At 71.3% G+C, this 24,254-nt stretch carries 21 protein-coding genes; 18 read left to right on the forward strand and 3 right to left on the reverse strand.

Annotated elements, in window-relative coordinates:
* Positions 1-34 precede the first annotated feature (34 nt).
* The 6 genes from AC1DYZ_RS04870 to AC1DYZ_RS04895 all read left to right on the forward strand — a co-directional run bounded on the left by AC1DYZ_RS04870 (position 35) and on the right by AC1DYZ_RS04895 (position 6,424).
* Positions 35-1,549, forward strand: coding sequence for a sugar ABC transporter ATP-binding protein (locus AC1DYZ_RS04870; protein WP_477064080.1), 1,515 nt, complete (start codon positions 35-37; stop codon positions 1,547-1,549).
* On the forward strand, positions 1,546-2,595 hold the full coding sequence (locus AC1DYZ_RS04875) for an ABC transporter permease (RefSeq protein ID WP_477064081.1): 1,050 nt from the start codon (positions 1,546-1,548) through the stop codon (positions 2,593-2,595). The genes AC1DYZ_RS04870 and AC1DYZ_RS04875 overlap by 4 nt, the downstream gene beginning before the upstream one ends.
* Positions 2,596-2,651: 56 nt before the next feature.
* A complete protein-coding gene (locus AC1DYZ_RS04880; RefSeq protein ID WP_477064082.1) occupies positions 2,652-3,716 on the forward strand; it encodes a substrate-binding domain-containing protein in 1,065 nt (354 codons plus the stop codon).
* A 100-nt stretch (positions 3,717-3,816) separates the two neighbouring features.
* On the forward strand, positions 3,817-4,962 hold the full coding sequence (locus AC1DYZ_RS04885; RefSeq protein ID WP_477064222.1) for a Gfo/Idh/MocA family protein: 1,146 nt from the start codon (positions 3,817-3,819) through the stop codon (positions 4,960-4,962).
* Positions 4,963-4,964: 2 nt separating this feature from the next.
* Positions 4,965-5,966 carry a sugar phosphate isomerase/epimerase family protein gene (locus tag AC1DYZ_RS04890; RefSeq protein WP_477064083.1) on the forward strand — a complete coding sequence of 334 codons (1,002 nt, stop codon included), beginning with the start codon at positions 4,965-4,967 and terminating at the stop codon, positions 5,964-5,966.
* 44 nt (positions 5,967-6,010) lie between these two features.
* Positions 6,011-6,424, forward strand: a complete 414-nt coding sequence (locus AC1DYZ_RS04895) for a pilus assembly protein CpaE (protein ID WP_477064084.1) — start codon at positions 6,011-6,013, stop codon at positions 6,422-6,424.
* A 13-nt stretch (positions 6,425-6,437) separates the two neighbouring features.
* On the opposite strand, the gene AC1DYZ_RS04900 is transcribed toward AC1DYZ_RS04895, so the two are convergent.
* The gene (locus AC1DYZ_RS04900) at positions 6,438-6,842 is read right to left on the reverse strand and encodes a hypothetical protein (RefSeq protein ID WP_477064085.1); all 405 of its coding nucleotides are present in this window, start codon (positions 6,840-6,842) and stop codon (positions 6,438-6,440) included.
* A 171-nt stretch (positions 6,843-7,013) separates the two neighbouring features.
* Between AC1DYZ_RS04900 and gatC the strand changes: the two genes are divergently transcribed.
* The 4 genes from gatC (at position 7,014) to AC1DYZ_RS04920 (ending at position 10,986) form a co-directional block, all read left to right on the forward strand.
* The gene (gene gatC, locus AC1DYZ_RS04905) at positions 7,014-7,313 is read left to right on the forward strand and encodes an Asp-tRNA(Asn)/Glu-tRNA(Gln) amidotransferase subunit GatC (protein WP_456846127.1); all 300 of its coding nucleotides are present in this window, start codon (positions 7,014-7,016) and stop codon (positions 7,311-7,313) included.
* Entirely contained in the window at positions 7,310-8,824 is a 1,515-nt protein-coding gene (gene gatA, locus AC1DYZ_RS04910; protein ID WP_477064086.1) for an Asp-tRNA(Asn)/Glu-tRNA(Gln) amidotransferase subunit GatA, read from the forward strand. Before gatC ends, gatA begins: the two co-directional genes overlap by 4 nt.
* A complete protein-coding gene (gatB, locus tag AC1DYZ_RS04915) occupies positions 8,821-10,317 on the forward strand; it encodes an Asp-tRNA(Asn)/Glu-tRNA(Gln) amidotransferase subunit GatB (protein WP_477064087.1) in 1,497 nt (498 codons plus the stop codon). Before gatA ends, gatB begins: the two co-directional genes overlap by 4 nt.
* A 123-nt stretch (positions 10,318-10,440) precedes the next feature.
* Positions 10,441-10,986, forward strand: coding sequence for a GNAT family N-acetyltransferase (locus AC1DYZ_RS04920; RefSeq protein WP_477064088.1), 546 nt, complete (start codon positions 10,441-10,443; stop codon positions 10,984-10,986).
* Between the two features lie 6 nt (positions 10,987-10,992).
* Here AC1DYZ_RS04920 and AC1DYZ_RS04925 read toward each other — a convergent pair whose 3' ends face one another.
* Positions 10,993-11,586 (reverse strand): TetR/AcrR family transcriptional regulator, encoded by a 594-nt coding sequence (locus AC1DYZ_RS04925; RefSeq protein ID WP_477064089.1) that lies wholly within the window; start codon positions 11,584-11,586, stop codon positions 10,993-10,995.
* A gap of 101 nt (positions 11,587-11,687) precedes the next feature.
* Between AC1DYZ_RS04925 and AC1DYZ_RS04930 the strand changes: the two genes are divergently transcribed.
* Positions 11,688-12,695, forward strand: a complete 1,008-nt coding sequence (locus AC1DYZ_RS04930; RefSeq protein WP_477064090.1) for a hypothetical protein — start codon at positions 11,688-11,690, stop codon at positions 12,693-12,695.
* A 148-nt stretch (positions 12,696-12,843) separates the two neighbouring features.
* Here the strand turns inward: AC1DYZ_RS04930 and AC1DYZ_RS04935 are convergent, their stop codons facing one another.
* A complete protein-coding gene (locus AC1DYZ_RS04935; RefSeq protein ID WP_477064091.1) occupies positions 12,844-14,181 on the reverse strand; it encodes a cryptochrome/photolyase family protein in 1,338 nt (445 codons plus the stop codon).
* Between the two features lie 369 nt (positions 14,182-14,550).
* Between AC1DYZ_RS04935 and AC1DYZ_RS04940 the strand changes: the two genes are divergently transcribed.
* The 7 genes from AC1DYZ_RS04940 to AC1DYZ_RS04970 all read left to right on the forward strand — a co-directional run bounded on the left by AC1DYZ_RS04940 (position 14,551) and on the right by AC1DYZ_RS04970 (position 24,215).
* Positions 14,551-15,213 carry a VOC family protein gene (locus AC1DYZ_RS04940; protein WP_477064092.1) on the forward strand — a complete coding sequence of 221 codons (663 nt, stop codon included), beginning with the start codon at positions 14,551-14,553 and terminating at the stop codon, positions 15,211-15,213.
* A 566-nt stretch (positions 15,214-15,779) separates the two neighbouring features.
* Complete coding sequence (locus AC1DYZ_RS04945) at positions 15,780-17,075, forward strand: extracellular solute-binding protein (RefSeq protein WP_477064093.1); 1,296 nt, start codon at positions 15,780-15,782, stop codon at positions 17,073-17,075.
* 8 nt (positions 17,076-17,083) lie between these two features.
* Positions 17,084-18,100 (forward strand): carbohydrate ABC transporter permease, encoded by a 1,017-nt coding sequence (locus AC1DYZ_RS04950; protein WP_477064094.1) that lies wholly within the window; start codon positions 17,084-17,086, stop codon positions 18,098-18,100.
* Positions 18,100-18,987 (forward strand): carbohydrate ABC transporter permease, encoded by an 888-nt coding sequence (locus AC1DYZ_RS04955; RefSeq protein ID WP_477064095.1) that lies wholly within the window; start codon positions 18,100-18,102, stop codon positions 18,985-18,987. Before AC1DYZ_RS04950 ends, AC1DYZ_RS04955 begins: the two co-directional genes overlap by 1 nt.
* 94 nt (positions 18,988-19,081) lie before the next feature.
* Positions 19,082-21,529, forward strand: coding sequence for a beta-xylosidase/alpha-l-arabinosidase (locus tag AC1DYZ_RS04960; protein ID WP_477064096.1), 2,448 nt, complete (start codon positions 19,082-19,084; stop codon positions 21,527-21,529).
* Positions 21,526-23,076: a glycoside hydrolase family 43 protein gene (locus AC1DYZ_RS04965; RefSeq protein ID WP_477064097.1), complete on the forward strand. Its 1,551-nt coding sequence runs from the start codon at positions 21,526-21,528 to the stop codon at positions 23,074-23,076. Before AC1DYZ_RS04960 ends, AC1DYZ_RS04965 begins: the two co-directional genes overlap by 4 nt.
* Positions 23,077-23,216: 140 nt before the next feature.
* Complete coding sequence (locus tag AC1DYZ_RS04970) at positions 23,217-24,215, forward strand: LacI family DNA-binding transcriptional regulator (RefSeq protein WP_477064098.1); 999 nt, start codon at positions 23,217-23,219, stop codon at positions 24,213-24,215.
* Positions 24,216-24,254 lie beyond the last annotated feature (39 nt).

Raw genomic sequence — 24,254 nt, forward strand, 5'->3', positions numbered from 1 at the left:
ACCAACGACAGAAGTGGGTTCTACGTTCCTGCCCATGGTCAACGAGGACCCACCACTTCTGCAGATGCGCGGCATCGTCAAGCAGTTCCCGGGAGCCCGGGCGCTGGACGGCGTCGACCTCGAGATCCGGGCCGGCGAGGTCCACTGCCTGCTGGGCCAGAACGGCGCGGGCAAGTCGACCCTGATCAAGGTGCTGGCCGGTGCCCACCAGCCCGACGAGGGCGAGATCCTCATCGACGGCCAGGCGGTCACGATCGCGCACCCCGTCGCGGGCCTGCGGCTCGGCGTCGCCACGATGTACCAGGAGCTCGACGTGGTGGACGGGCTGACCGTCGCGGAGAACATCTACCTGGGCCACGAGCTCGCCACGGCCGGCTTTTCGCAGCGGCGTGCGGCCACCGCCCGGACACGTGCGCTGCTCAAGCGCCTCGGCCACCCCGACATCTCCCCACGCCGCGAGGTCGGCCGGCTGTCCGCCGCCGGCAAGCAGATCGTGAGCATGGCCCGCGCGCTGTCCCACGACGCCCGCGTGATCGTGATGGATGAGCCGTCGGCGGTGCTCGACGCCGAGGAGGTCACCAACCTCTTCCGCGTGGTCCGCGAGCTCACGGCGTCGGGTGTCGCGGTCGTCTACATCTCGCACCGGCTGGACGAGATCCGCCAGATAGGCGACCGGATCACCGTACTCAAAGACGGCCGCACGGTCGCGGCCGGCCTCCCGGCCGCGCAGACGCCGACCGCGGAGCTCATCAAGCTGATGACGGGCCGCACCGTCGAGTACGCCATCGCGCCGCGCCCGCCGGTGGCCGAGGACGCCGCCACGGTGCTCCGCGTCGACGGGCTCGCACTGCGTGGCGCCTTCTCCGGCGTCTCGTTCGAGGTCCGCGCCGGCGAGGTCGTCGGCCTCGCAGGGCTCGTCGGCTCTGGTCGCACCGAGATCCTCGAGACCGTGTTCGGCGCGCGGAAGGCCACCTCCGGCACGGTCGAGGTCGGCGGGCGCCAGCTCCGCGCGGGCGCCGTCAGCGACGCGGTCAAGGCGGGCATCGGGCTGTGCCCCGAGGAGCGCAAGAGCCAGGGCCTCATCCTCGACGAGCCCGTGTACCGCAACATCACGCTCTCCACGTTCACGCGCAACGCGACGGCCTCGTTCCTCGACGAGGGCGCCGAGCGGCGCGTCGCGGACGAGCAGATCCACGCGCTCGACGTGCGGCCGTCCGACCCCGACCGCAGCGCGCGCACCCTCTCGGGCGGCAACCAGCAGAAGGTGCTGCTCGCCCGGTGGCTCGTGCACGGCTGCCGGGTGCTGCTGCTCGACGAGCCCACGCGCGGCGTCGACGTGGGCGCCCGCGCCGAGATCTACGCCCTGATCGCCGACCTGGCCGCCCAGGGGGCCGCGGTGGTCGTCGTCTCCAGCGAGATCCCGGAGGTGCTCGGCCTCGCCGACCGCGTCCTCGTGATCTCCGAAGGACGGGTGGTCCACGAGGGACCCGCGTCCGGCATCGACGAGCACCGCGTGCTCGACCTCGTCATGGAAGGAAGTGCCGCGTGAGCGAGCAAGACATCACGGCAGCCGTGCCGGCCGCCGACGAGAGCTCTCGGATCGAAAAGGCCTCCTCGAGCACGAAGCGTGCCGGCCTCCTCTCGGGCGCCGCGGGTCGCAACCTCGGTCTGGTGATCGCCTTGGTCGCCATCTGCGCGGTCGGGGTGATCACCGCGGGGGAGCGGTTCGCGAGCATCGACAACCTGCTGACGATCCTGCGGCTCGCGGCGGTGCTCGGCGTGATCAGCATCGGCATGACCTTCGTCATCACGGGCGGTGGCATCGACCTGTCCGTCGGGTCGGTGATCGGCCTCGCCTCGGTCTGGGCGTCCACCCTGGCCACGCAGACCATGGCGCAGAACTCGCACTGGATCGTCATGGTCGGGTGCGCGCTCCTGGTCGGCTTGGGCGCGGGGCTCGTCAACGGCGTGCTCATCGCCTACGGCAAGGTCGTCGCGTTCATCGCGACGCTCGCCATGCTCGTCGGCGCGCGGGGGTTGGCGGAGATCATCGCGAACCGCCAGACGCAGGTGGTCAAGGTCCAGGGATTCCTCGACTTCTTCCGCGACGACTTCCTCGGCATCCCGATGCTGGTCTGGATCTTCGTGGTCGTCGCGGTCGCCGGCTGGATCCTGCTCAACCGGACCACCTTCGGGCGCCGCACCATCGCCGTCGGCGGCAACCCCGAGGCTGCCCGGCTCGCGGGCATCAAGGTGAAGCGCCACACGATGTACCTGTACGCCCTGTGCGGTCTGACCGCGGGCATCGGCGGCCTGATGATGCTCGGCCGCACGACGGCCGGCAGCTCGACCAACGGCCAGTTCTACGAGCTCGACGCCATCGCCGCCGTGGTCGTCGGCGGCACCCTGCTCATCGGCGGCCGCGGCACCATCGTCGGCACCGTCCTGGGCGTGCTGATCTTCACCACGCTCACCAACGTGTTCACGCAGAACAACCTGTCCATCTCGGCGCAGAACATCGCCAAGGGCGTGATCATCGTCGTCGCCGTGCTGCTCCAGCAGCGCATCGCCGAGCGCAGCCGCGCCGGAACCTGACCTCACCACCCGCTGTGCCCGTCCCCGTCATGCCCGTTCGATCAAGGAGGATCGTCATGTCCGCAGCACCCCTGCGCCGGCAGCGTTCACGCTGGACCGCGCTCGCCGCCACCACTGCACTCCTGGCGCTCGTCGTCACCGGCTGCACGTCCAACACCCCGGAGGACACCACCACCGACGAGCCGGCAGCGCCCGCCGCCGCCGCCACCGGCAACGACGAGCCGGGCGACGAGGTCACGATCGGCTTCTCGGCCCCGGCGGCCGACCACGGCTGGATGGGCTCGATCACCAAGTCGGCCGTCGACGAGGCCGCCAAGTACTCGGACGTGAAGCTGGTCCAGGCCGAGGGCACCAACGACGTGAACGTGCAGATCAGCCAGATCGAGCAGTTCATCAACGACAAGGTCGACGCCATCGTGCTGCTGCCGTTCGACGGTGCCGCGCTCACCGAGGTCGCGACCAAGGCCATGGACGCCGGGATCGTCGTCATCAACGTGGACCGCGAGTTCGACAACCCCAACGCCGCGCGCACGACGGTGCTCGGCGACAACTACGGCATGGGCGTCAGCGCCGGCGCCTACATCTGCGGCGAGCTGGGCGGCAAGCCCGACGCGAAGGTCGCCGAGATCGCCGGCATCGACTCCCTGCCCCTGACGCAGGACCGCAGCCGCGGCTTCAAGGACGCCCTCGCGGCGTGTGGCCTCAAGGTGAGCAACCGCGTCGCGGCCGACTTCACGGTCCAGGGCGGTGAGGCTGCAGCGGCCAACCTGCTGCAGGCCGCGCCGCAGCTCGACGCCATCTGGAACCACGACGACGACCAGGGCGTCGGCGTCATGGCGGCCATCGAGAACGCCGGCCGCGACGAGTTCTTCATGGTCGGCGGCGCGGGCTCCAAGAACGTCATGGAGTCCATCAAGGCCGACAACACGGTGCTCAAGGCGACGGTCATCTACCCGTCGACCCAGGCCGCTGACGGCATCAAGCTCGCCCGCCTGCTGGTGCAGGGCAAGTCGATGAGCGACCTGGTCGAGGTCGAGGTGCCCCGCAAGGTGCAGCTGTACGCACCCGTGGTCACCAAGGACAACGTCGACCAGTACCTGCCCAGCGCCTTCGAGTCCTGAGCCAGCCTGACCGAGCCGGGCGGGTCCCCCTCCGCAGGGGACCCGCCCGGGGCCAGAAGGAGGAGCCGTGACAGCAGCACCCCCGCGCCTGGGCGTGGGCATGATCGGGTACGCGTTCATGGGGATCGCGCACTCTCAGGCCTGGCGAAACGCACCCCGGTTCTTCGACCTGCCGATGCACCCCGACATGGCCGTGGTGGCCGGTCGTTCTCCGGAGGCCGTCGAGGCGGCCGCCGCGAAGCTCGGGTGGGCGAGTACCGAGACCGACTGGAAGGCGCTCGTCGCCCGTGACGACGTCGACCTGGTCGACATCTGCACCCCGGGCGACACCCACGCCGAGATCGCGATCGCCGCGCTCGAGGCCGGCAAGCACGTGCTGTGCGAGAAGCCGCTGGCCAACTCCGTCGAGGAGGCCGAGGCGATGGTCCGTGCGGCCGAGGCCAGCGACGGCCTCGCGATGGTCGGCTTCACCTACCGCCGCGTGCCCGCGATCCAGCTGGCCCGCACGCTCGTCGCGGACGGCCGCATCGGCACCGTCCGGCACGTGCGCGCGCAGTACCTGCAGGACTGGATCGCGGACCCGCAGGCGCCGCTGTCGTGGCGGCTGGACAAGCAGAAGGCAGGCTCGGGGGCCCTCGGGGACATCGGCGCGCACATCGTCGACCTCGCCCAGTTCGTCACCGGGGAGTCGGTCACGGGCGTGTCCGCGGTGCTCGAGACGTTCGTCAAGGAGCGGCCCGTCGCCGACTCGTTCGGCGGCTTGCACGGGACCGCGTCGAGCACCCAGACCGGTCCGGTCACCGTGGACGACGCCGCGATCTTCCTCGGCCGGATGTCCGGCGGGGGCCTGGCGACGTTCGAGGCAACGAGGTTCGCGTGGGGCCGCAAGAACGCCATCCGGCTCGAGATCAACGGGTCGGCCGGCTCGCTCGCGTTCGACTTCGAGGACATGAACGTCCTGCACTACTTCGACGCGTCGCAGCCGGCCGCCGAGGCCGGCTTCCGGCGGATCGTCGTCACCGAGCCCGAGCACGCCTACGTAGCAGCCTGGTGGCCGGCGGGCCACGGCCTCGGGTACGAGCACGCGTTCACCCACCAGGCGGTGGACCTCATCACTGCGATCGCCGAGCACCGGCAGCCGGTGCCCAGCTTCGCCGACGGACTCGTCGTCCAACGCGTGCTCGACGCGGTGGAGCGGTCCGCCGCGAACGACAGCACCTGGACACCCGTGAACAAGGAGAGCTGACGATGACCCGACCGATCACCCTGTTCACCGGCCAGTGGGCCGACCTGCCCTTCGAGGAGGTCGCGCGCCTCGCGTCGGGGTGGGGCTACGACGGCCTCGAGATCGCGTGCTGGGGCGACCACCTGGACCCCTGGCGCTGGGACGACGAGGAGTACGTGGCCGGCAAGCTCGCGCTGCTGGAGAAGTACGGGCTGAAGGTCTACGCCATCTCGAACCACCTCAAGGGTCAGGCCGTCTGCGACGACCCGATCGACCAGCGGCACCGCGACATCCTCCCCGACGTCGTGTGGGGCGACGGCGACCCCGAGGGCGTCCGGCAGCGGGCGGCCGAGGAGATGAAGCACACCGCGCGGCTCGCCGCGAAGCTCGGCGTCAAGACGGTCGTGGGCTTCACCGGGTCGAGCATCTGGAAGTACGTGGCGATGTTCCCGCCGGTCTCGCAGGAGGCCGTCGACGCCGGGTACCAGGACTTCGCCGACCGCTGGAACCCGATCCTCGACGTCTTCGACGAGGTCGGCGTGCGGTTCGCGCACGAGGTGCACCCCAGCGAGATCGCCTACGACTACTGGACCTGCGTGCGCACGCTCGAGGCCATCGGCCACCGCGAGGCGTTCGGGCTCAACTGGGACCCGAGCCACTTCATCTGGCAGCAGCTGGACCCCGTCGACTTCATCCTCGAGTTCCGTGACCGGATCTACCACGTCGACTGCAAGGACGTGAAGCTTCGGCTGGGCAACGGCCGCAACGGCCGGCTCGGCTCGCACCTCGCGTGGGCGGACCTGCGTCGCGGATGGGACTTCGTCTCCACCGGGCGCGGTGACGTGCCGTGGGAGGCGTCGTTCCGGGCGCTCAACTCCATCGGCTACGACGGCCCGATCTCGGTCGAGTGGGAGGACGCGGGGATGGACCGGCTGCTCGGCGCGCCCGAGGCGCTCGAGTTCGTGCGGCGCAACGCGTTCGACCCGCCCGAGGCCGCGTTCGACGCGGCGTTCAGCGCGCGCTGACAGACCATCAGGACACGCGGGCGCAGGCGGCGGATACTGGTGGGATGATCTCGGGCGCGCTCGCGCAGCAGCTGCACGAGGCCGGGCTGCGCTGGCACCCGCGCCCCGGCGACAGGTTCGCCGTGCGCACGCTCGAGGACCAGGTGTTCACCATCTCCGACATGGTGGTCGAGCCGCACGACTACCCGACGGGCACGGTGCTGGGGTTCAACGGCACGACCGAGTGGGCGCTCGACTCGGTGGCGCAGGAGGACGCGCTGTGGCTGCCGCGCGAGGACCAGCTGCGTGACCTGCTGGGCGGCACGTTCCGCAGCCTCGCCCGCTCCACCTACGGCGGGTACCAGGTGCTGATCGAGGTCGCAGGGCGGCCGGAGCAGGTGTTCAGCGCCGACGAGGCGGCCGACGCGTACGCCCAGGCGCTGCTGGCCCTCGTCCTCGCGGCGGCCGACCGGGTCTAGCTGTCACCGGCACTCACGCGGGCGGCGAGACGAGGCGCGCATCCCGCGACAGCGTGCCGAGAGGCAACCGCGTGATCGACATGTACAACCTCACGGCAGCGATGCCGTCAGGCGTGAGGTCGTAGACCACGACGTACGGGAGCCGGTCTGCTGGTGTGGCCCCAGCGACGACCGGCAGGCAGTCGCCTTCGATCATCGCGGCGTTGTCGTCCACGATGTACGTGCGCGTCGTGAGCTCGCCCATCTGCACGTGCAGCGTGCGGACGAAGGCGGTGACCGCGGTCCGGCCCTGGAGTAGCTGGCCCGTCTCCTCGTTGGTCCAGGTGACGTCCTCGGTCAGGTCGCGACCGAGGTCACCGTCCTTCAGGTCCCCGAAGTAACGCGCCATGAGCGCCCGAGATGCTTCCGTGGTGTTCATCCCGTCCACCCGCTCACCGCAGCTCCGACGTGCACCGGTGTGACTGTGCTCCGCGTCGTCGAGGCGATGTTCCTCTGCGGTCGACGGGCAGCACAAGGTGGGCAGCTCGTGCGCAGGTCCAGATCTCAGCTCGCGCCGGGCCGGAGGCCCGGCCCGACTAGACTCCGAGCCATGTCCACCCTCTCTCGCGACGAGGTCGCGCGCGTGGCGGGCCTGGCACGGATCGACCTCACACCGGCGGAGCTCGACCGCCTCGCGGGCGAGCTCGACGTCATCGTCGAGTCGGTCGCCCGCGTGAGCGAGATCGCCACGCCCGACGTGCCGGCCACCAGCCACCCCCTGCCGCTGACCAACGTGTTCCGTCCTGACGTGCCGGTCACGCCGGTCGACCGGGACCTGGTGCTGGCGTCCGCGCCCGCCCAGATCGACGGCAAGTTCGCTGTGCCGCAGATCCTGGGGGAGGACTCATGAGTGCTGACCTCACCCGCCTCTCCGCCGCCGCGCTCGCGGACAAGCTGACCGCGAAGGAGGTGTCCAGCGTCGAGGCGACGCAGGCCCACCTCGACCGGATCGCCGACGTCGACGGCGCCATCCACGCGTTCCTGCAGGTCAGCAGCGAGGCGGCCCTCGCCACGGCCGCCGACGTCGACGCGCGCCGCGCCGCCGGGGAGTCGCTGCACGCGCTCGCCGGCGTGCCGATCGCCGTCAAGGACGTCGTCGTCACCAAGGGCCTGGAGACCACCGCGGGATCGAAGATCCTCGAGGGCTGGATCCCGCCGTACGACGCGACGCTCGTCGAGAAGATCAAGGCCGCGGGGCTGCCCATCCTGGGCAAGACCAACATGGACGAGTTCGCCATGGGGTCGTCCACCGAGCACTCCGCCTACGGCAACACCCACAACCCGTGGGACCTCGACCGGATCCCCGGCGGGTCCGGGGGCGGGTCCGCCGCGGCGGTCGCCGCGTACGAGGCCCCGCTGGCCATCGGCACGGACACGGGTGGCTCGATCCGTCAGCCCGCGGCCGTCACCGGCACGGTCGGCGTGAAGCCGACCTACGGCGGGGTCTCCCGGTACGGGCTCATCGCGCTGGCGTCCTCGCTGGACCAGGCCGGTCCCGTGACCCGCACGGTCCTCGACTCGGCGCTGCTGCACGAGCTCATCGGCGGGCACGACCCGCGCGACTCCACGTCGATCGACGAGCCCCTGCCGGCGTTGGTMGCGGCCGCTCAGCAGGGCGCGAAGGCCGACCTGTCGGGCGTGCGCGTCGGCGTCATCCGCGAGCTGCAGGGCGAGGGCTACCAGCCCGGCGTGCTCGCGCGGTTCGAGGAGTCGCTCGAGCTGCTGCGCGGCGCGGGCGCCGAGATCGTCGAGGTCTCCTGCCCGCACTTCACGTACGCGCTCGCGGCGTACTACCTGATCCTGCCGGCCGAGGCGTCCAGCAACCTCGCCAAGTTCGACGGCATGCGGTTCGGGCTGCGTGTCATCCCCGAGGACAACCCGACCGCCGAGCGCGTCATGGCCGCCACCCGCGGCCAGGGCTTCGGCGACGAGGTCAAGCGCCGGATCATCCTGGGCACCTATGCCCTGTCGGCCGGCTACTACGACGCGTACTACGGCTCGGCGCAGAAGGTCCGCACGCTCATCCAGCGTGACTTCACGGCCGCGTTCGAGACGGCCGACGTGCTGGTCTCCCCGACGGCGCCGACCACGGCGTTCAAGCTGGGCGAGAAGCTGGACGACCCGCTGGCCATGTACCTCAACGACGTCGCGACCATCCCGGCCAACCTCGCGGGCGTGCCGGGCCTGTCGCTGCCGAGCGGGCTGTCCGACGACGGCCTGCCGGTCGGGTTCCAGGTGCTGGCACCCGCCAAGGCCGACGACCGGCTGTACCGCGTCGGTGCCGCGCTCGAGGCGCTGCTGGAGAACGAGTGGGGCGGGCCCTTGCTGCTCAAGGCTCCTGAGCTGGAGGTCGCCCGATGAGCACGCTGGTGGACTACGACGACGCCGTCGCGCGCTACGACACGGTCATCGGCATCGAGGTGCACGTCGAGCTGGGCACGCGCACCAAGATGTTCGACGGCGCCGAGGTGACGTTCGGCGCCGAGCCGAACACGCAGGTCACGCCGGTGAGCCTCGGCCTGCCCGGCGCGCTGCCGGCCGTCAACGGCGTCGCCGTCGAGTACGCGATCCGCATCGGGCTCGCGCTGAACTGCTCGATCGCCGAGACCTGCCGGTTCGCGCGGAAGAACTACTTCTACCCGGACGTCCCGAAGAACTTCCAGACGTCCCAGTACGACGAGCCCATCGCCTACGAGGGCTGGGTCGACGTCGAGCTCGACGACGGCAGCATCTTCCGCGTCGAGATCGAGCGCGCGCACATGGAGGAGGACGCCGGCAAGAACACGCACATCGGCGGCTCCGACGGGCGCATCCACGGCGCCGAGTACTCGCTGGTCGACTACAACCGCGCGGGCATCCCGCTGGTGGAGATCGTCACCAAGCCGATCACCGGCGCGGGGGAGCGGGCGCCCGAGGTCGCGCGCGCCTACGTGCAGACGCTGCGCGACATCTTCCGGGCGCTCGACGTCTCCGAGGCGCGGATGGAGCGCGGCAACGTGCGCGCCGACGTCAACGTCTCGATCCGACCGACGCCGAACTCGCCGCTGGGCACCCGCACGGAGACCAAGAACGTCAACTCCTTCCGGTCGGTCGAGCGGGCCGTGCGCTACGAGGTCAGCCGCCAGGCGGGCGTGCTCGACGACGGCGTCGCGATCATCCAGGAGACGCGGCACTGGCACGAGGACACCGGCACCACGGCGTCGGGCCGCGTGAAGTCGGACGCGGAGGACTACCGGTACTTCCCCGAGCCGGACCTGGTCCCGATCGCCCCGGACCGCGCGTGGGTCGAGGAGATCCGCGCCGGCCTGCCCGAGCTGCCGGCCGCCCGACGCCGACGGCTGCAGGGCGAGTGGGAGTACGCCGACGCGGAGATGCGCGACGTCGTGAACGCAGGGGCCGTGGAGCTCATCGAGACCACGATCGCCGCGGGGGCCAGCCCGGCCGCCGCGCGCAAGTGGTGGATGGGCGAGCTGGCCCGCACGGCCAAGCAGCAGGAGGTCGAGCTGGCGGACCTGCCCGTGACGCCGACCCAGGTCGGGCAGCTGCAGAAGCTGGTCGACGACGGCCGGATCAACGACAAGCTGGCCCGCCAGGTGCTCGAGGGCGTGCTGGCCGGCGAGGGCGACCCGGAGACGGTGCTCGTCGCGCGCGGGCTCGAGGTCGTGTCCGACGACGGCCCGCTGCTCGAGGCCATCGACGCCGCCCTCGCCGCGCAGCCCGACATCGCCGAGAAGATCCGGTCGGGCAACCTCGGTCCGGTCGGCGCGATCATCGGCGCGGTCATGAAGGCGACCCGCGGGCAGGCCGACGCCGGCCGCGTCCGCGAGCTGCTGCTGGAGCGCATCAAGGCGTGACGGCACCGGTCAGCGCCCCGTCGACGGCGGGGCGCTGACCGCCGCTCGTGATCGGCCGGTAACGTCCCCGCCATACCCGGGCCGTAGCGTTCGCCACTGTTACGGAGGGACGAGGAGGCAGCGATGGAGAAGCCCACGCTCCAGGGCGAGATGATCGTGCTCCGACCCATCCGGGCGAGCGACGCGGACGGGATGTGGGAGTCGGTCAACGACGCCGACGGCAACCGGCTCACGGGCACGACGCGGGTGTTCACGCGCCAGGAGATCGACCACTGGTGCCGGACGATCTCGTCGGCCGACGGCCGGATCGACCTCGCCGTGACCGCGAACGCGTCCGACGAGTACCTCGGCGAGATCGTGCTCAACGAGATCGACGAGGTCGTGCGCTCCGCCAACCTGCGGCTCGCGATGCGCCCGGGCTACCGCGGTCGCGGGTACGGCACCGAGGCGATCCAGCTGATCCTCGGGCTGGCCTTCGACGGGCTCGCCCTGCACCGCGTGGAGCTCGACGTGCTGAGCATCAACGCGCGGGCCAAGTCGCTCTACGAGAACCTCGGGTTCCGGGTCGAGGGCCGCAAGCGCGACGCCTACCGCGACGGACCCGGGTACTGCGACGCCATCATCATGTCGCTGCTCGAGGACGAGTTCCGCGCGAGCCAGATCCCCTAGCCGCGGTCAGCGCGGCAGGTACTTCTCCACGCTGGCCAGGTACGCCTCCCCGTCGAAGTCGCGCACGATCGACGCCTGGACCACGTAGCCCTGCACGGCGGAGATGAGCAGCGGCACCTGCTCGTCGGCGAGCACCGCGGCCTCGTCGGCGGGTGTGCCGTGCGTCCGCTGGTGCCAGAGCGACACGTACGCGGTCAGCGTCGCGCGCAGCCGCACGATCACGTCGTACGCGAGCGCGTGAACGTCGGGGTCGGACATGCCCTCGCCCCACAGCTGCAGCATGATCCCCGGGCTGCCGAGTGAGCGGAGCATGCCGTCGATCAGGACCCGGGGGAGGGTCGGTGGCGGCGCCATGGGGTCCACCTGCGCGAGCCGCTCGACATCCTGGATCCGGGTGCCGACGACGCGGGAGGCGACGTCGACGACGATCGCGCTCTTGCTCGGGTAGTGGCCGTAGATGGCCCCGGCGGACAGCCCGGACTCCCCGATGATGTCGGCCATCGACGTGGCTTGGAAGCCCTTGCGACGGAACGCCCGCAGCGCAGCGTCGGCGATCTCGTCGCGGCGGGCGGTGCGGTACTCCTGGGTGACCTTAGGCACATCCCACTATAAAAACGAATGATCGTTCTTGACAAACGGCGGTCGGCGGGGCGACGGTTGTCCAGAAGAAGGAACGTTCGCTTTTAGTGGAAGGACCCCTCATGCACACGCAGCCGCACACCCCGTGGCGTCGACTGCTCGGCCTCGGTGCCGGGCTCGCCGCCGTCCTCACCGTCCTGGCACTCGCCTTCCTGTGGCCGGCCGTGACGTCCGAGCCGCGCGACCTGCCGGTCGCCGTCGCCGGCCCGGCCGCCGCGGTCGCGCCCGTCGCGCAGGGGCTCGACGAGCGCGCGCCCGGCGCCTTCGACGTCGTCTCCGCCACGGACCGCGCGGCGGCCGTCGACCTCATCGAGACCCGGGAGGTCTACGGCGCCGTCGTCCTCGGTGCGCAGCCGGAGATCCTCGTCGCGTCGGCAGGCAGCCCGATCGTCGCGCAGCAGCTCACCGCGCTGGCGCCGTCCCTGCAGGCACAGACCGGGACCGCCGTCCCGGTCACGGACGTCGTGCCGCTCACGGATGGCGACCCGCGCGGCGCGATCCTCGGTGCGCTCACGTTCCCCCTGGTCATCGGCGGGATGATCGGCGGCATCGCGATCTCGCTCCTGGTCGTCGGCGTGTGGCGCCGGGTCGCCGCGGTCGCTGCCTACTCGGCGCTCGGCGGCCTCGCGGTCGCGGGCGTCCTGCAGGGCTGGTTCGGTGCGCTGGCCGGCTCGTACCTGGTCAACGCCGGCATCATCGGGCTCGCGATCCTGGCCATCGGCGGGGTCATCGTCGGGTTCGTGTCGATCGTGGGCCGCCCCGGCATCGCGATCGGACCGGTGCTCTTCCTGCTCGTCGCCAACCCGATCGCGTCTGCGGCGCAGCCGTGGCAGATGCTCCCCGCGCCCTGGGGTGCCATCGGCCAGTGGATGCCCCCGGGTGCCGCCGCGGCGCTGCTGCGTGACGAGTCGTACTTCCCGGCCGCGGGCACGACGAACCTCTGGATCGCGCTGGCGTCCTGGGCCCTGCTCGGGCTGCTGCTCGCGACGCTCGGCCACTTCCGCAACACGGGCGCGGCGACGCATGCGGCGCTGGAGGAGGCGGTCACGCCGGAGCTGGTCGACGCCTGAGAGCGTCGAAGGCTGCCGCACCTGTGACCAGCGGTGCCGGTGGGGCGCCCGACGCGCCCCATCCGCACCACTGGCACCACGTCGGGCTGGTTCGCGCGGCGGCCGGTGGGGAGCGACCGGTGCGCCCTGCGGCAGGGCTCGTCGAGGGTCAGCCGCGGCCGCGGTGGAAGTCGTCGAGGGYGACCTTGCGCTCCTCCGCGTGGTCGACGATCGGGTCCGGGTAGTCGGCGGGCGCCTCGAGCCCCAGCCGCCACGGCTGGTGCACGGCGCGTCCGGGGATGCCGCGCAGCTCCGGCACCCACCGGCGGACGTAGGCGCCGTCGGGGTCGAACTTCTCGCCCTGCGTCACCGGGTTGAACACCCGGAAGTAGGGTGCGGCGTCGCGACCGGTGCCGGCCACCCACTGCCAGTTGAGCTGGTTCTGGGGCACGTCGCCGTCCACCAGCCACTGCATGAAGTGGGCGGCACCGCGCTGCCAGCGCACGTGCAGGTCCTTGACCAGGAACGACGCGACGACCATGCGCACCCGGTTGTGCATCCAGCCCAGCGCGCGCAGCTGGCGCATGCCGGCGTCGACGAACGGGTAGCCGGTCCGCCCGGCCGCCCAGGCCGTGAAGGATGCGTCGCCGTCGTCCCACGAGTCGTCGGGCACGACGGCCCGCAGCGACCGGTGCGCCGCGCCGGGGTGGTGCCAGAGCACGTCGGCGTGGAACTCGCGCCACGCGAGCTCGGACCGGAACGTCGCCACGTCGAACGGTGCGGCGGCGAGGTCGGCCAGGAGCGTGCGCGGGTGCAGCTCGCCGTACTTCAGCGGGATCGAGAGCATCGACGTGCCGTCGAGGTCGGGCCGGTCGCGCAGCGTCGCGTACTGCGCCAGGTCGCCGTGCAGGTAGGACGTCCAGCGGTCGCGCGAGGCAGCCTCGCCGGCGTGCGGTAGACGCACGTCGGTCGCGGGGGCGTCCGGGACGCCGTCGGATCGGACGTCGGCCCACCGCGCCTCCGGGGCCGGAGCCGGGGATGCCCAGCCGTGGTCGAGCCACGCGCCGCGGAACGGGGTGAACACCTGGAACGGCGTGCCGACCTGCGTGGTGAGGCGGCCCGGGGCGACGGCGTACGGGGAGCCGGTCCGGACCAGCGGCACCGTGAGCGCCCGCTCGACCGCGTCGTCGCGACGGCGGCCGTTCGGCTCGGTCGCCGCGGTCACGTGCACCGCGGGCGCCCCGACCTCCCGGACCACCTCGGCAACGATGTCGACCGGAGACCCGTGGCGGACGACCAGCCGCCCGCCGCTGGCCTCGTCCAGCGCCCGCAGGCTGTGCGCGAGGTACGCCAGGCGCGGCGCGCCGGACGAGCGCCACAGGGCGGGGTCGACGACGAACAACGGCACGACCTCGTCGTCGTCGGCCCGGGCCTGCGCCACCGCCGCGAGCAGCGCGGGGTTGTCCGCGAGCCTCAGGTCGCGGCGGAACCAGTGGATCGTGGGCACCCGGCGACGGTAGCCGCGGTGGGGTCGGACCGCCCGGGGTGGTGCCGTCTCGCGGCTGAGGCCACGAGGGCCATGAGCGACGCGCAAGCGGGGGGCTCGTCAGGGGGAGCGCCGTCCGGCCGCAAGGCCGACACGTTGCCGAGCGACCGGGCGTTCTTCGGTCAGCCGCTCGGCCTGTTCACGAACGCCGGACGCGACCCCTGCCGCGTACTTCGGCACGATCGGGCTCATCGCGCTGGCCCTTCGCCGGCGGGATGTTCGCCCTGGCTCCGTGGGTGACCCGGCACATCAGGGCGGGCGCCGACTCGGAGTCCGAGGCAGCTCTGCAGCGCTGAGCGACCGTGGGTGGGCGGTGGCAGGGTGGACGCCATGGCTGACACCACGCTCCTGCGCCACTCCGTCGTCACCGAGGCCGTCGACCCGCGGCACTGGCGGGTGCTCCTGCGGACCCTGCGGGCCACGTTCTCGGCACCCGACTTCACCACGGCGGCCGCGTTCGTCGCGCGGATCGCGTCCGCCGCCGACGAGGCGAACCACCACCCGGACGTCGTCCTGCGCTGGGGCCAGGTCACCGTCACGACGTCGAGCCACGACGCCGGCGGCCTCACGCAGCGCGACGTCGATCTCGCGGCCACGGTGAGCGCGGCGGCCGACGAGCTGGGCCTGACGGGCGACGTGGCCCGCAGCGAGATCCTCGAGCTGGCCATCGACGCCCTCGACATCCCCGCCGTGCTGCCGTTCTGGGCGGCCGTCATGGGATACGACGCGACGTCCGACGACGAGGTCACCGACCCCGCGGGGATCGGCCCGGCCATCTGGTTCCAGCAGATGGACGCGCCGCGGCCGCAGCGCAACCGGATCCACTTCGACATCACCGTCCCGCACGACCAGGCGCAGGAGCGCATCGCCGCGGCGATCGCCGCGGGAGGTCACCTGGTCAGCGACACGCGGGCGCCGGCGTTCACGGTCCTGGCCGACGCCGAGGGCAACGAGGTGTGCGTCTGCACGTGGCAGGACCGGGCGCAGGCCTAAGCAGGCCGAAGGCCCCGGGTCGGAGTGGAGGATGATCCGCGGCCCTCGGGTTCGTCGTGCCGCCTCGTCAGCGGCCGGTCACGTCCAGCTCGACCGTGCGCGAGGTTGCCGACCCCGCGGTGTTCGTCGCCACCGCCCGGTACCGCGCGCCGTCCGCCAGGGAGCTGACATCGTTATTGATAACGTTATCGAATCGTGAGGCGCGAGTCGGCGGTCGACCCGAGCCGGCGCGACGGTGCGGCCCGCCCATGAACCCCGGACTGCGATGCGAGCGTTAGTAAAACGTTATCGATAACGTTTGACGATGCGCCAGGGTGGGTGCCAGAGTGGCGACTGCGCCCACCGTCAGCGGAGACCGGGCGTGTGTGAATGAAGAGACTGCACCACTCGCAACGGTGGTGCCGCCCTTGCCAGGCGGGCGCAGAACCGGCGGCGATGCCGGCCTGTGGCGGTGACGAGCAGTGCGGGCAGCACGGCTGACCCGGGTCCGCCCGGGCGCAGCGGCGGTTCGCCCAGCAAGGGGCCAGCTTTCCACTCTGTGCAACTCGACGAAGAGGACAGATCTCATGATTGCTCGCAAGCTCCTGGCGGTCTCAGCCGCCATGGTGATGGGTGCCGCTGGGCTCACCGCCTGTAGCGGTGGCGACGACGGCGGCGACGGCGGGTCGTCCGGCAGCGGCGACACCCAGATGACCTTCTGGCACAACTCCACCACCGGTGAGGGCAAGGCCTACTGGGAGTCGACCGTCAAGGACTTCGAGGCCGCGAACCCCGGCGTCACCATCAAGATCCAGGCCATCCAGAACGAGGACATGGACGGCAAGCTCCAGACCGCCCTCAACTCCGGTGACGCCCCCGACATCTTCATGGCGCGCGGCGGCGGCAAGCTGGCCGACGTCGTGGAGGCCGGGCAGGCGCAGGAGGTCCAGGTCGACGACGCGACGAAGACCGCGGTCGGCGACGCGGCGTTCAAGGCCTTCACCATCGACGACAAGGTCTACGGCATGCCGATGTCGATCCTCCCGGGCGGCATCTACTACTCGAAGGACCTGTTCACCCAGGCGGGCATCACCGACACGCCGAAGTCGATCGAGGACCTCGAGGCGGCGGTCGACAAGCTCAAGGCCGCCGGCATCCAGCCGATCGCCCTCGGCGCCAAGGACGCGTGGCCCGCGGCCCACTGGTATTACTTCTTCGCGCTGCGCGCGTGCACCAAGGACACCCTGGACAAGGCCGCCGCGGACATGACGTTCGACGACCCGTGCTGGAAGAAGGCGGGCGACGACCTCGAGGCGTTCTCGAAGACCTCGCCGTTCAACGAGGGCTTCCTGACCACCTCCGCCCAGCAGGGTGCGGGCTCGTCGGCCGGCCTGGTGGCCAACCACCAGGCCGCGATGGAGCTCATGGGCGCCTGGGACCCGGGCGTGATCGCGTCCCTGACCCCGGACAAGAAGCCCCTGGGCGATCTGGCCTGGTTCCCGTTCCCGACGACGAGCGGCGGCAAGGGTGAGGCCGGCGCCATGATGGGTGGCCTCGACGGGTTCTCCTGCTCCAAGGACGCCCCGCCGGAGTGCTCGAAGTTCCTCAACTTCGCGATGCAGAAGAAGTACCAGGAGGGCTACGCCAACGCGTTCCACACGCTGCCCGCCAGCCAGGAGGCCCAGGGCGTCGTCACCGAGCCGGCCCTGAAGGACGTCCTCGCGGCGTACAACGAGGCGCCTTACGTCTCGCTGTGGCTGGACACGCTGTACGGCCAGAACGTGGGCAACGCGCTCAACACCGGCGTGGTGAACCTGCTCGCCGGCCAGGGTGACTCGGCCGCGATCGTCAAGGGCGTCGAGGACGCCGCAGCGAAGGAGTAACACCCACCATGAGCAACTCCTCGGGCGAGGGCAATCTCGCCGTGACATCCTCGCCCGAGGGTTCCTCGGCGATCGGGGACGGCGCCGACACGGCGTCGTCCCCGGTCTACCGGGTCGGGACCTCGCCGTGGCGGCAGCGCCTCGAGATCTCCCTGCTCGCGGGCCCCGCCGTGCTGATGTTCCTGACGTTCGTCATCTTCCCGGTGCTCCTGGGCGGGTACTACGGGTTCTTCAAGTGGAAGGGCTTCGGCCCGCCGACCAACTTCGTCGGGCTGCAGAACTACGTCGCGATCCTGCAGGACACGACGTTCCACGACGCCGTGCGGCACAACTTCGTCATCGTGATCCTGTCCCTGGTGCTCCAGGGCCCCGCCGCAGTGCTGCTCGCGCTCCTGCTCAACCAGAAGATGCGCGGTCGCTCGCTCGTGCGGGTGCTGATCTTCGTGCCCTACGTCATCTCCGAGGTGATCGTCGGCACCGGCTGGAGCCTCATGCTCCAGACCAACGGCGCGGTCAACGACCTGCTCACGAAGATCGGGTTCCCGAACTGGACGGTGGACTGGCTCTCCGACCCGAAGGTCGCGATGGCCTCGCTGATGGTCATCATCACGTGGAAGTACATCGGCTTCGCCGTCATCCTGTTCCTGGCCGGGCTCCAGAGCATCCCGGAGGAGCTGTTCGAGGCGGCGGCGATAGACGGGGCGAGCTACTGGCAGACCCAGCGGCGGATCACCCTGCCGCTGCTCGGCCCCACCATCCGGATCTGGGCGTTCCTCTCGATCATCGGAGCCCTGCAGCTCTTCGACCTCGTGTACATCATCTGGGGCCAGTACGTGGCCGCGACGGCCGGGACCTCGACCATGGCCACCTACATGGTGGTCAACGGCCGCAACGCCGCGAACTACGGCTACGGCAGCGCGGTCGCGGTGGTCCTCTTCATCATCTCGCTCATCGTCGCGCTGACCTACCAGCGGTTCGTGCTGCGGCGCGACACCGAGGGTGCCCTGACGGAAGGAAAGAAGTGATGACCGCGACGACGGCGCCCCCGCTGAGCCCGACGGCCCCGCGCCCGTTGGCCGGCCGCAAGCGGCCGAGCCTGTCCCGTGCCGGCTGGGCCACCTACGTCGTGGCGTGGGCGCTGGTCGGCCTGTGCATCGCTCCGGTGCTCTACATCATCATCGGCGGCTTCCGGACGAACGCCGAGATCACGGTCGACCCGTCGGGCTTCCCGTCGAAGTGGCAGCTCGTCAACTACACCGAGGTGCTGAGCAGCCCGATCTTCTGGCGCCAGCTGAGCAATTCGGTGATCTGCGCCGTCGGCACCACGATCGGCGTGGTCGTCCTCGGCGTGGCGGCCAGCTTCGTGCTCGCGCGCTACAACTTCTCGGGTCGGGCCGCCCTGTACGCGCTCTTCGCCGCCGGGCTGATGTTCCCGATCACCGTGGCCATCACACCGCTCTACATCATGATCCGTGGCCTGGGCCTGAGCGACAGCCTGGCGGGCATCATCCTCCCGCAGATCGCGTTCGCCCTGCCGGCGACCGTCATCATCCTCGTGCCGTTCCTCCGGGCGATCCCCAAGGAGCTCGAGGAGGCGGCGTCGATCGACGGCGCGAGCCGGCTCGGATTCTTCTTCCGCATGGTGATCCCGCTGTCCGTCCCGGGCGTGGTGACCGTCGGGATCCTCGCGTTCATCGCCAGCTGGAACAGCTACATCCTGCCGCTGTTCATCCTCAACAACGAGAACAGCTACACGCTCCCGCTGGGGGTCCAGGCCTTCGCGTCGCAGTACTCCGTGGACACTGCGAGGGTGCTCGCGTTCACGTCCCTGTCGATGATCCCGGCCCTGTTGTTCTTCACGCTCTTCGAGCGCCGCATCGTCGGCGGCCTCACCGGCGCGGTCAAGGGCTGACCGGGCAGGACCGGCGTCCGACGACGGACGCGGCCGGCGCCGCGTCCGTGGTCGCGCGGCTCGTGCCGTCCGCCGACCAACGCACCACCACGTCATGACGAAGGAGAAGGACCCCGTGGCCGACGCCGTACCCGCCATCCCTCACGTGTCCGAGCGCGTGCGCGCCCTGCACGCGCAGATGACTCTCGAGGAGAAGCTGGCCCAGCTCGTGGGCTACTGGCTCGACCAGAACGGCACCGTCGCGCCCATGCAGTCCGAGATGGCGGCGGGCCAGCAGGCCTCCAGCGCCCTCGGGGACGTGACGCGCGACGGCATCGGCCACTACACGAGGGTGTACGGCACCCGCCCCGTGGACCCGGCCGAGCGCGCAGCCTGGCTGTGGGCCGAGCAGCGCCGGCTCAAGCGCGAGACGCGTCTGGGCATCCCCGCGCTGGTCCACGAGGAGTGCCTCACGGGCCTGGCCGCGTGGCAGGCCGCGACGTATCCGACCCCGCTGGCCTGGGGTGCGTCGTTCGACCCGGAGCTCGTGCACGAGGCCGCGCGCGAGATCGGCGCCTCGATGCGGGAGCTGGGCATCCACCAGGGCCTCGCGCCGGTGCTCGACGTGGTGCGCGACCCGCGGTGGGGCCGCGTCGACGAGTGCATCGGCGAGGACCCGTACCTCGTCGGCACCATCGGCACCGCGTACGTGCAGGGCCTCCAGGAGGCCGGAGTGCACGCCACGCTCAAGCACTTCGTCGGCTACTCGGGTTCGCGGTCCGGCCGCAACCATGCGCCGGTCAGCGCGGGCCCGCGCGAGATCGCCGACACGTACCTGCCGCCGTTCGAGATGGCCGTCCTCGACGGCGGTGCCCGCTCGGTGATGAACGCCTACGTCGACGTCGACGGCGTGCCCCTGGCGTCGAGCACGCAGTACCTGACCGACGTCCTGCGGGAGCGGTGGGGCTTCGACGGCGTCGTGGTCGCCGACTACTTCGCGGTCGCGTTCCTGCAGGTCATGCACGCCATCGCCGCCGACCGGGGCGAGGCGGCCGCCCTCGCGCTCGAGGCCGGCATCGACATCGAGCTGCCCACCGGCGACGCCTACCTGCAGCCGCTGGCCGACCGGGTCCGCGCGGGTGCGCTCGACGAGGCGTTCGTCGACCGGGCCGTCCTGCGCGCCCTCGCTCAGAAGGAGGAGCTCGGCCTGCTCGACCCCGACGCCTTCGAGGACGAGCCGCCGACGGACGTCGACCTCAACTCGGCCCGGCACCAGGAGCTGGCCCGGCGCCTCGCCGAGGAGTCGGTCGTCCTGCTGTCGAACGACGACCACGTGCTCCCGCTCGACGGGTGGGCCTCCCCGCCGGCGCGCGTCGCCGTCGTCGGCCCGAACGCGCACCGCGCGGAAGCCCTCATGGGCTGCTACTCGTTCGCCAACCACGTGCTGGCGCACCACCCCGAGCTCCCGATGGGCTTCGAGATCCCGACGGTCCTGGAGGGGTTCGACACCGCGTTCGACCGCGCCGGCCTGGCGCGTCCCGAGCTCGTGTTCGCGGAGGGCTGCACCGTCGAGGGCGACGACACCTCCGGGTTCGCCGACGCCGTCGCCGCCGCTCAGGATGCTGAGGTCGCGGTCGTCGTCGTCGGCGACCAGGCCGGCCTGTTCGGCCGAGGGACCGTGGGCGAGGGCAACGACTCGGAGTCGCTCGACCTCCCGGGCGTCCAGCGGCAGCTGGTCGAGGCACTCGTCGCCACGGGAACGCCGATCGTCATGGTGCTGCTGACCGGCCGGCCCTACGCCGTCGGTTGGGCGCTCGACGGCGTCGGCGCGCGCCCGGCCGCCGTGCTCCAGGCGTTCTTCCCCGGCGAGGGCGGCGGGCTCGCCATCGCCGAGGTCGTCACGGGCGCGGTCAACCCGTCCGGTCGGCTCCCGGTGTCGATGCCGCGCTCGACCGGCGCGCAGCCGTACTCCTACCTGCAGCCGATCCTCGGGGGGCCGTCCGACGTCACCTCGACCGACTCCACGCCGCTGCGACCGTTCGGGTTCGGCCTGTCCTACACGGACTTCGCCTACTCCGACCTGGTCGTCGACGCGTCGGTCGCGTCGAGCGGCACGTTCACGGCTGCCGTGACCGTGACCAACACGGGCTCCGTCGCGGGCGCCGACGCGGTCCAGCTCTACGGCCACGACGTGCAGGGCACGATCACCCGGCCGGTCGCCGCGCTGCTGGGCTACTCCCGCGTGGAGCTCGAGCCCGGCGCGTCCAGCCGCGTGACGTTCTCCGTGCCCACCACCCGGTTCGCGTTCTCCGACCGGCGCATGGTCCGCGTGGTCGAGCCCGGCGACGTCGAGGTGTGGGTGGGCTCGCACGCGGCGTCGTCGCTCGCGGGGACGAACGTCAGGGAGTCCACCGGCGGGGTCATCTCCAACGGCAGGGCCACCGAGACGCGCGAGATCCCGGGAACGGCGACGGCCCGCGCCGTCGTGGCGATCACCGGTGACGTCCACGAGGTCTCGACCGCCGACTCGCGGACGGTGGAAGTCAAGATCGTCGCGGCATGACGCTCGTCGGCAACCCCCTGCTGCCGGGGTGCTACCCCGACCCGACGATCTGTCGGGTGGGGGAGGACTTCTACCTCGTCACGTCGACGTTCGAGTACTTCCCCGGGCTGCCGGTCTTCCGCAGCACCGACCTGGCGAGCTGGCAGCAGATCGGCCACGTGGTCGACAGGGCCGGCCAGCTCGACTACGACGGGATCGCCTCGTCGGGCGGCCTGTACGCGCCCACGCTCCGGCACCACGACGGCACGTTCTGGCTGGTCTGCACGCTGGTCGACCAACGGGACGCGACCAGGGGAGGCAACTTCCTGATGACCGCGACCGGCCCGGCCGGGCCGTGGTCCGACCCGGTGTGGCTCGACGCCGACGGCATCGACCCGTCGATCTTCTTCGACGACGACGGCCGGGTCTGGGTGCACGGGGCCCGGTTGGCCCGCGCGCCCGAGTGGCACGACCAGACCGAGATCTGGGTGCGGGAGCTCGACCCGCAGACCATGGCGCTCGTCGGGCCCGAGCACATCATCTGGAACGGGGCACTGCGGAACGTCGTCTGGGCGGAGGGGCCGCACCTGTACAAGGTCGACGGCACGTACTACCTCCTCGCCGCGGAGGGTGGCACCGAGTTCCACCACGCGGTCTCCGTCGCGCGAGCAGACACGGTGACCGGGCCGTACGTGGGCAGCAAGGGCAACCCGGTCCTCACCCACCGGCACCTCGGGATCGGGTCGGACGTCGTCGGCGTCGGGCACGCCGACCTCGTCCAGGCGGCGGACGGCAGCTGGTGGGCCGTCCTGCTGGGCATGCGGCCGTACGGCGGCTACCACTACAACCTCGGCCGTGAGACGTTCCTCGTGCCTGTCGTCTGGGAGGACGGGTGGCCGGTGTTCGCTCCCGGTGCCGGGCAGGTCACGCCCGAGGTCGAGGTGCCGTTCGCCGGGCACCCGGCTCCCGGTGTCGCACAGGGTCGCGCCTCCGGGACGGTGCGACCCGACGACCCGCGGTGGACGTCGGTGCGCGGGCCGGCGTCCGCGTTCGCGTCGGCGCGGGGCGACGGATGGGACCTCAGGGCGCTGCCGAGCACCCTGAGCGATCCGGTCACGCCAGCGTTCCTCGGAGTTCGACAGCAGCATGTCGACGTCGACGTTCGGGCGATCGTCCGTGCCTCGGTCGGGCCGGGGGAGGAGGTCGGCCTCGCGGTGCGGCAGTCGGAGAGCGACCACGTGCGGCTGTTCGTCACCGGGCCCGAGCGCCGGGTGGTTGCCGTGCACCGACAGGGTGACGTCGAGTCGACCCTCGGAGAGCTGTCGCTCGCGGCGGGCGACGGGCCCGTCACGCTGACCGTGCGCGCCAGAGGGCAGGACTACTCCCTGCTGGCTGAAGCGGAGGGTGCCGAGCCGGTGACCGTCGCCGTGGCCGACGGGCGAGCGCTCGACTCCGTCGCGACGGGCGGGTTCCTCGGGTTGTGGATCGGCGCGTATGCCACCAGCAACGGGCGCGCGACGGCGACGGTCGCGCACGTGGAGCGGTTCGAGTACGTGCCCGCGAGATGACGGCGCTGTACACGGTCGCGCGCCTGGTGGGCGCGCCCCGGGTGGGTCGCTAGCATCGATTCGTCCCCATGATCCGGATGACACGTAAACCGCAATACTAAACGTTATCGATAACGATTTAGTTGCAGTACGCTCCATTCATGGGTCAACGGGTGACGATCACGGATGTCGCACGGCGGGCGGGAGTCTCCACCGCGACGGTCTCGAAGGTGATCAACGAGCGCTACGGCGTCGCCAGCCGGACGACCTCGCACGTGCAGGCGGTGATCGAGGAGCTCGGGTACGAGTCGAGCCTCGTGGCGCGAAGCCTGCGGTCCCACAAGACGAACGTGATCGGCATCCTCGTCGCCGAGTTCGAACCGTTCAGCGCCGAGATCCTCAAGGGTGCCTCGATCGGGCTCGGTGACTCCGGCTACGCGCTCCTCGCCTACACCGGTGGCCAGCTGACCGGCGGGGTCGGCTGGGAGCGGCGCTACCTCTCCCGGCTCAGCGGCACCCTGATCGACGGTGCGGTCCTGGTCACCCCGACGGTCCTGGAGGCCGACGCCGGCATCCCCGTCGTCGCGATCGACCCGCACGCCGGGCCGTCGGGCCTGCCGACCGTGGACTCGGACAACTTCACCGGCGCCGTCCAGGCCGTCGAGCATCTCCTCAGCCTCGGCCACCGGCGGATCGGCTTCATCGGCGGTCGCTCCGACCTCGAGTCCTCACGGCTGCGCGAGGCCGGCTACTGCCAGGCCCTCGCCGACGCCGGGATCGCGGTCGACCCCGGTTTCATGCGGGCAGGCGACTACCGCAAGGACTCGACCCACGAGCCCGCCCGCGAGCTGCTGACGCTGCCGGAGCGACCGACCGCCGTCTTCGCCGCCAACGACCTGTCCGCGATCGGCACGCTCGAGATCGCGCAGGAGCTCGGGCTGGACGTCCCCGGCGAGCTCTCGATCATCGGGTTCGACGACATCCCCGAGTCCGCCCTGACCACCCCGGCGCTCAGCACCGTCCACCAGCCGATCCAGCAGATGGGTGCGGCGGCCATCGCGCTGCTCATCACGCTCATGGCCGGGGAGCCGGTCGACAAGACCCACATCCAGCTCGTGACGTCCCTCGTCGAGCGAGGATCGACGGCCCCGCCTCGCTGAGCCCGGCCGACGTCGTCCGCAGGGTGACCCTCCCGTGGC

The organism is Cellulomonas sp. P1_C4, assembly GCF_056406355.1.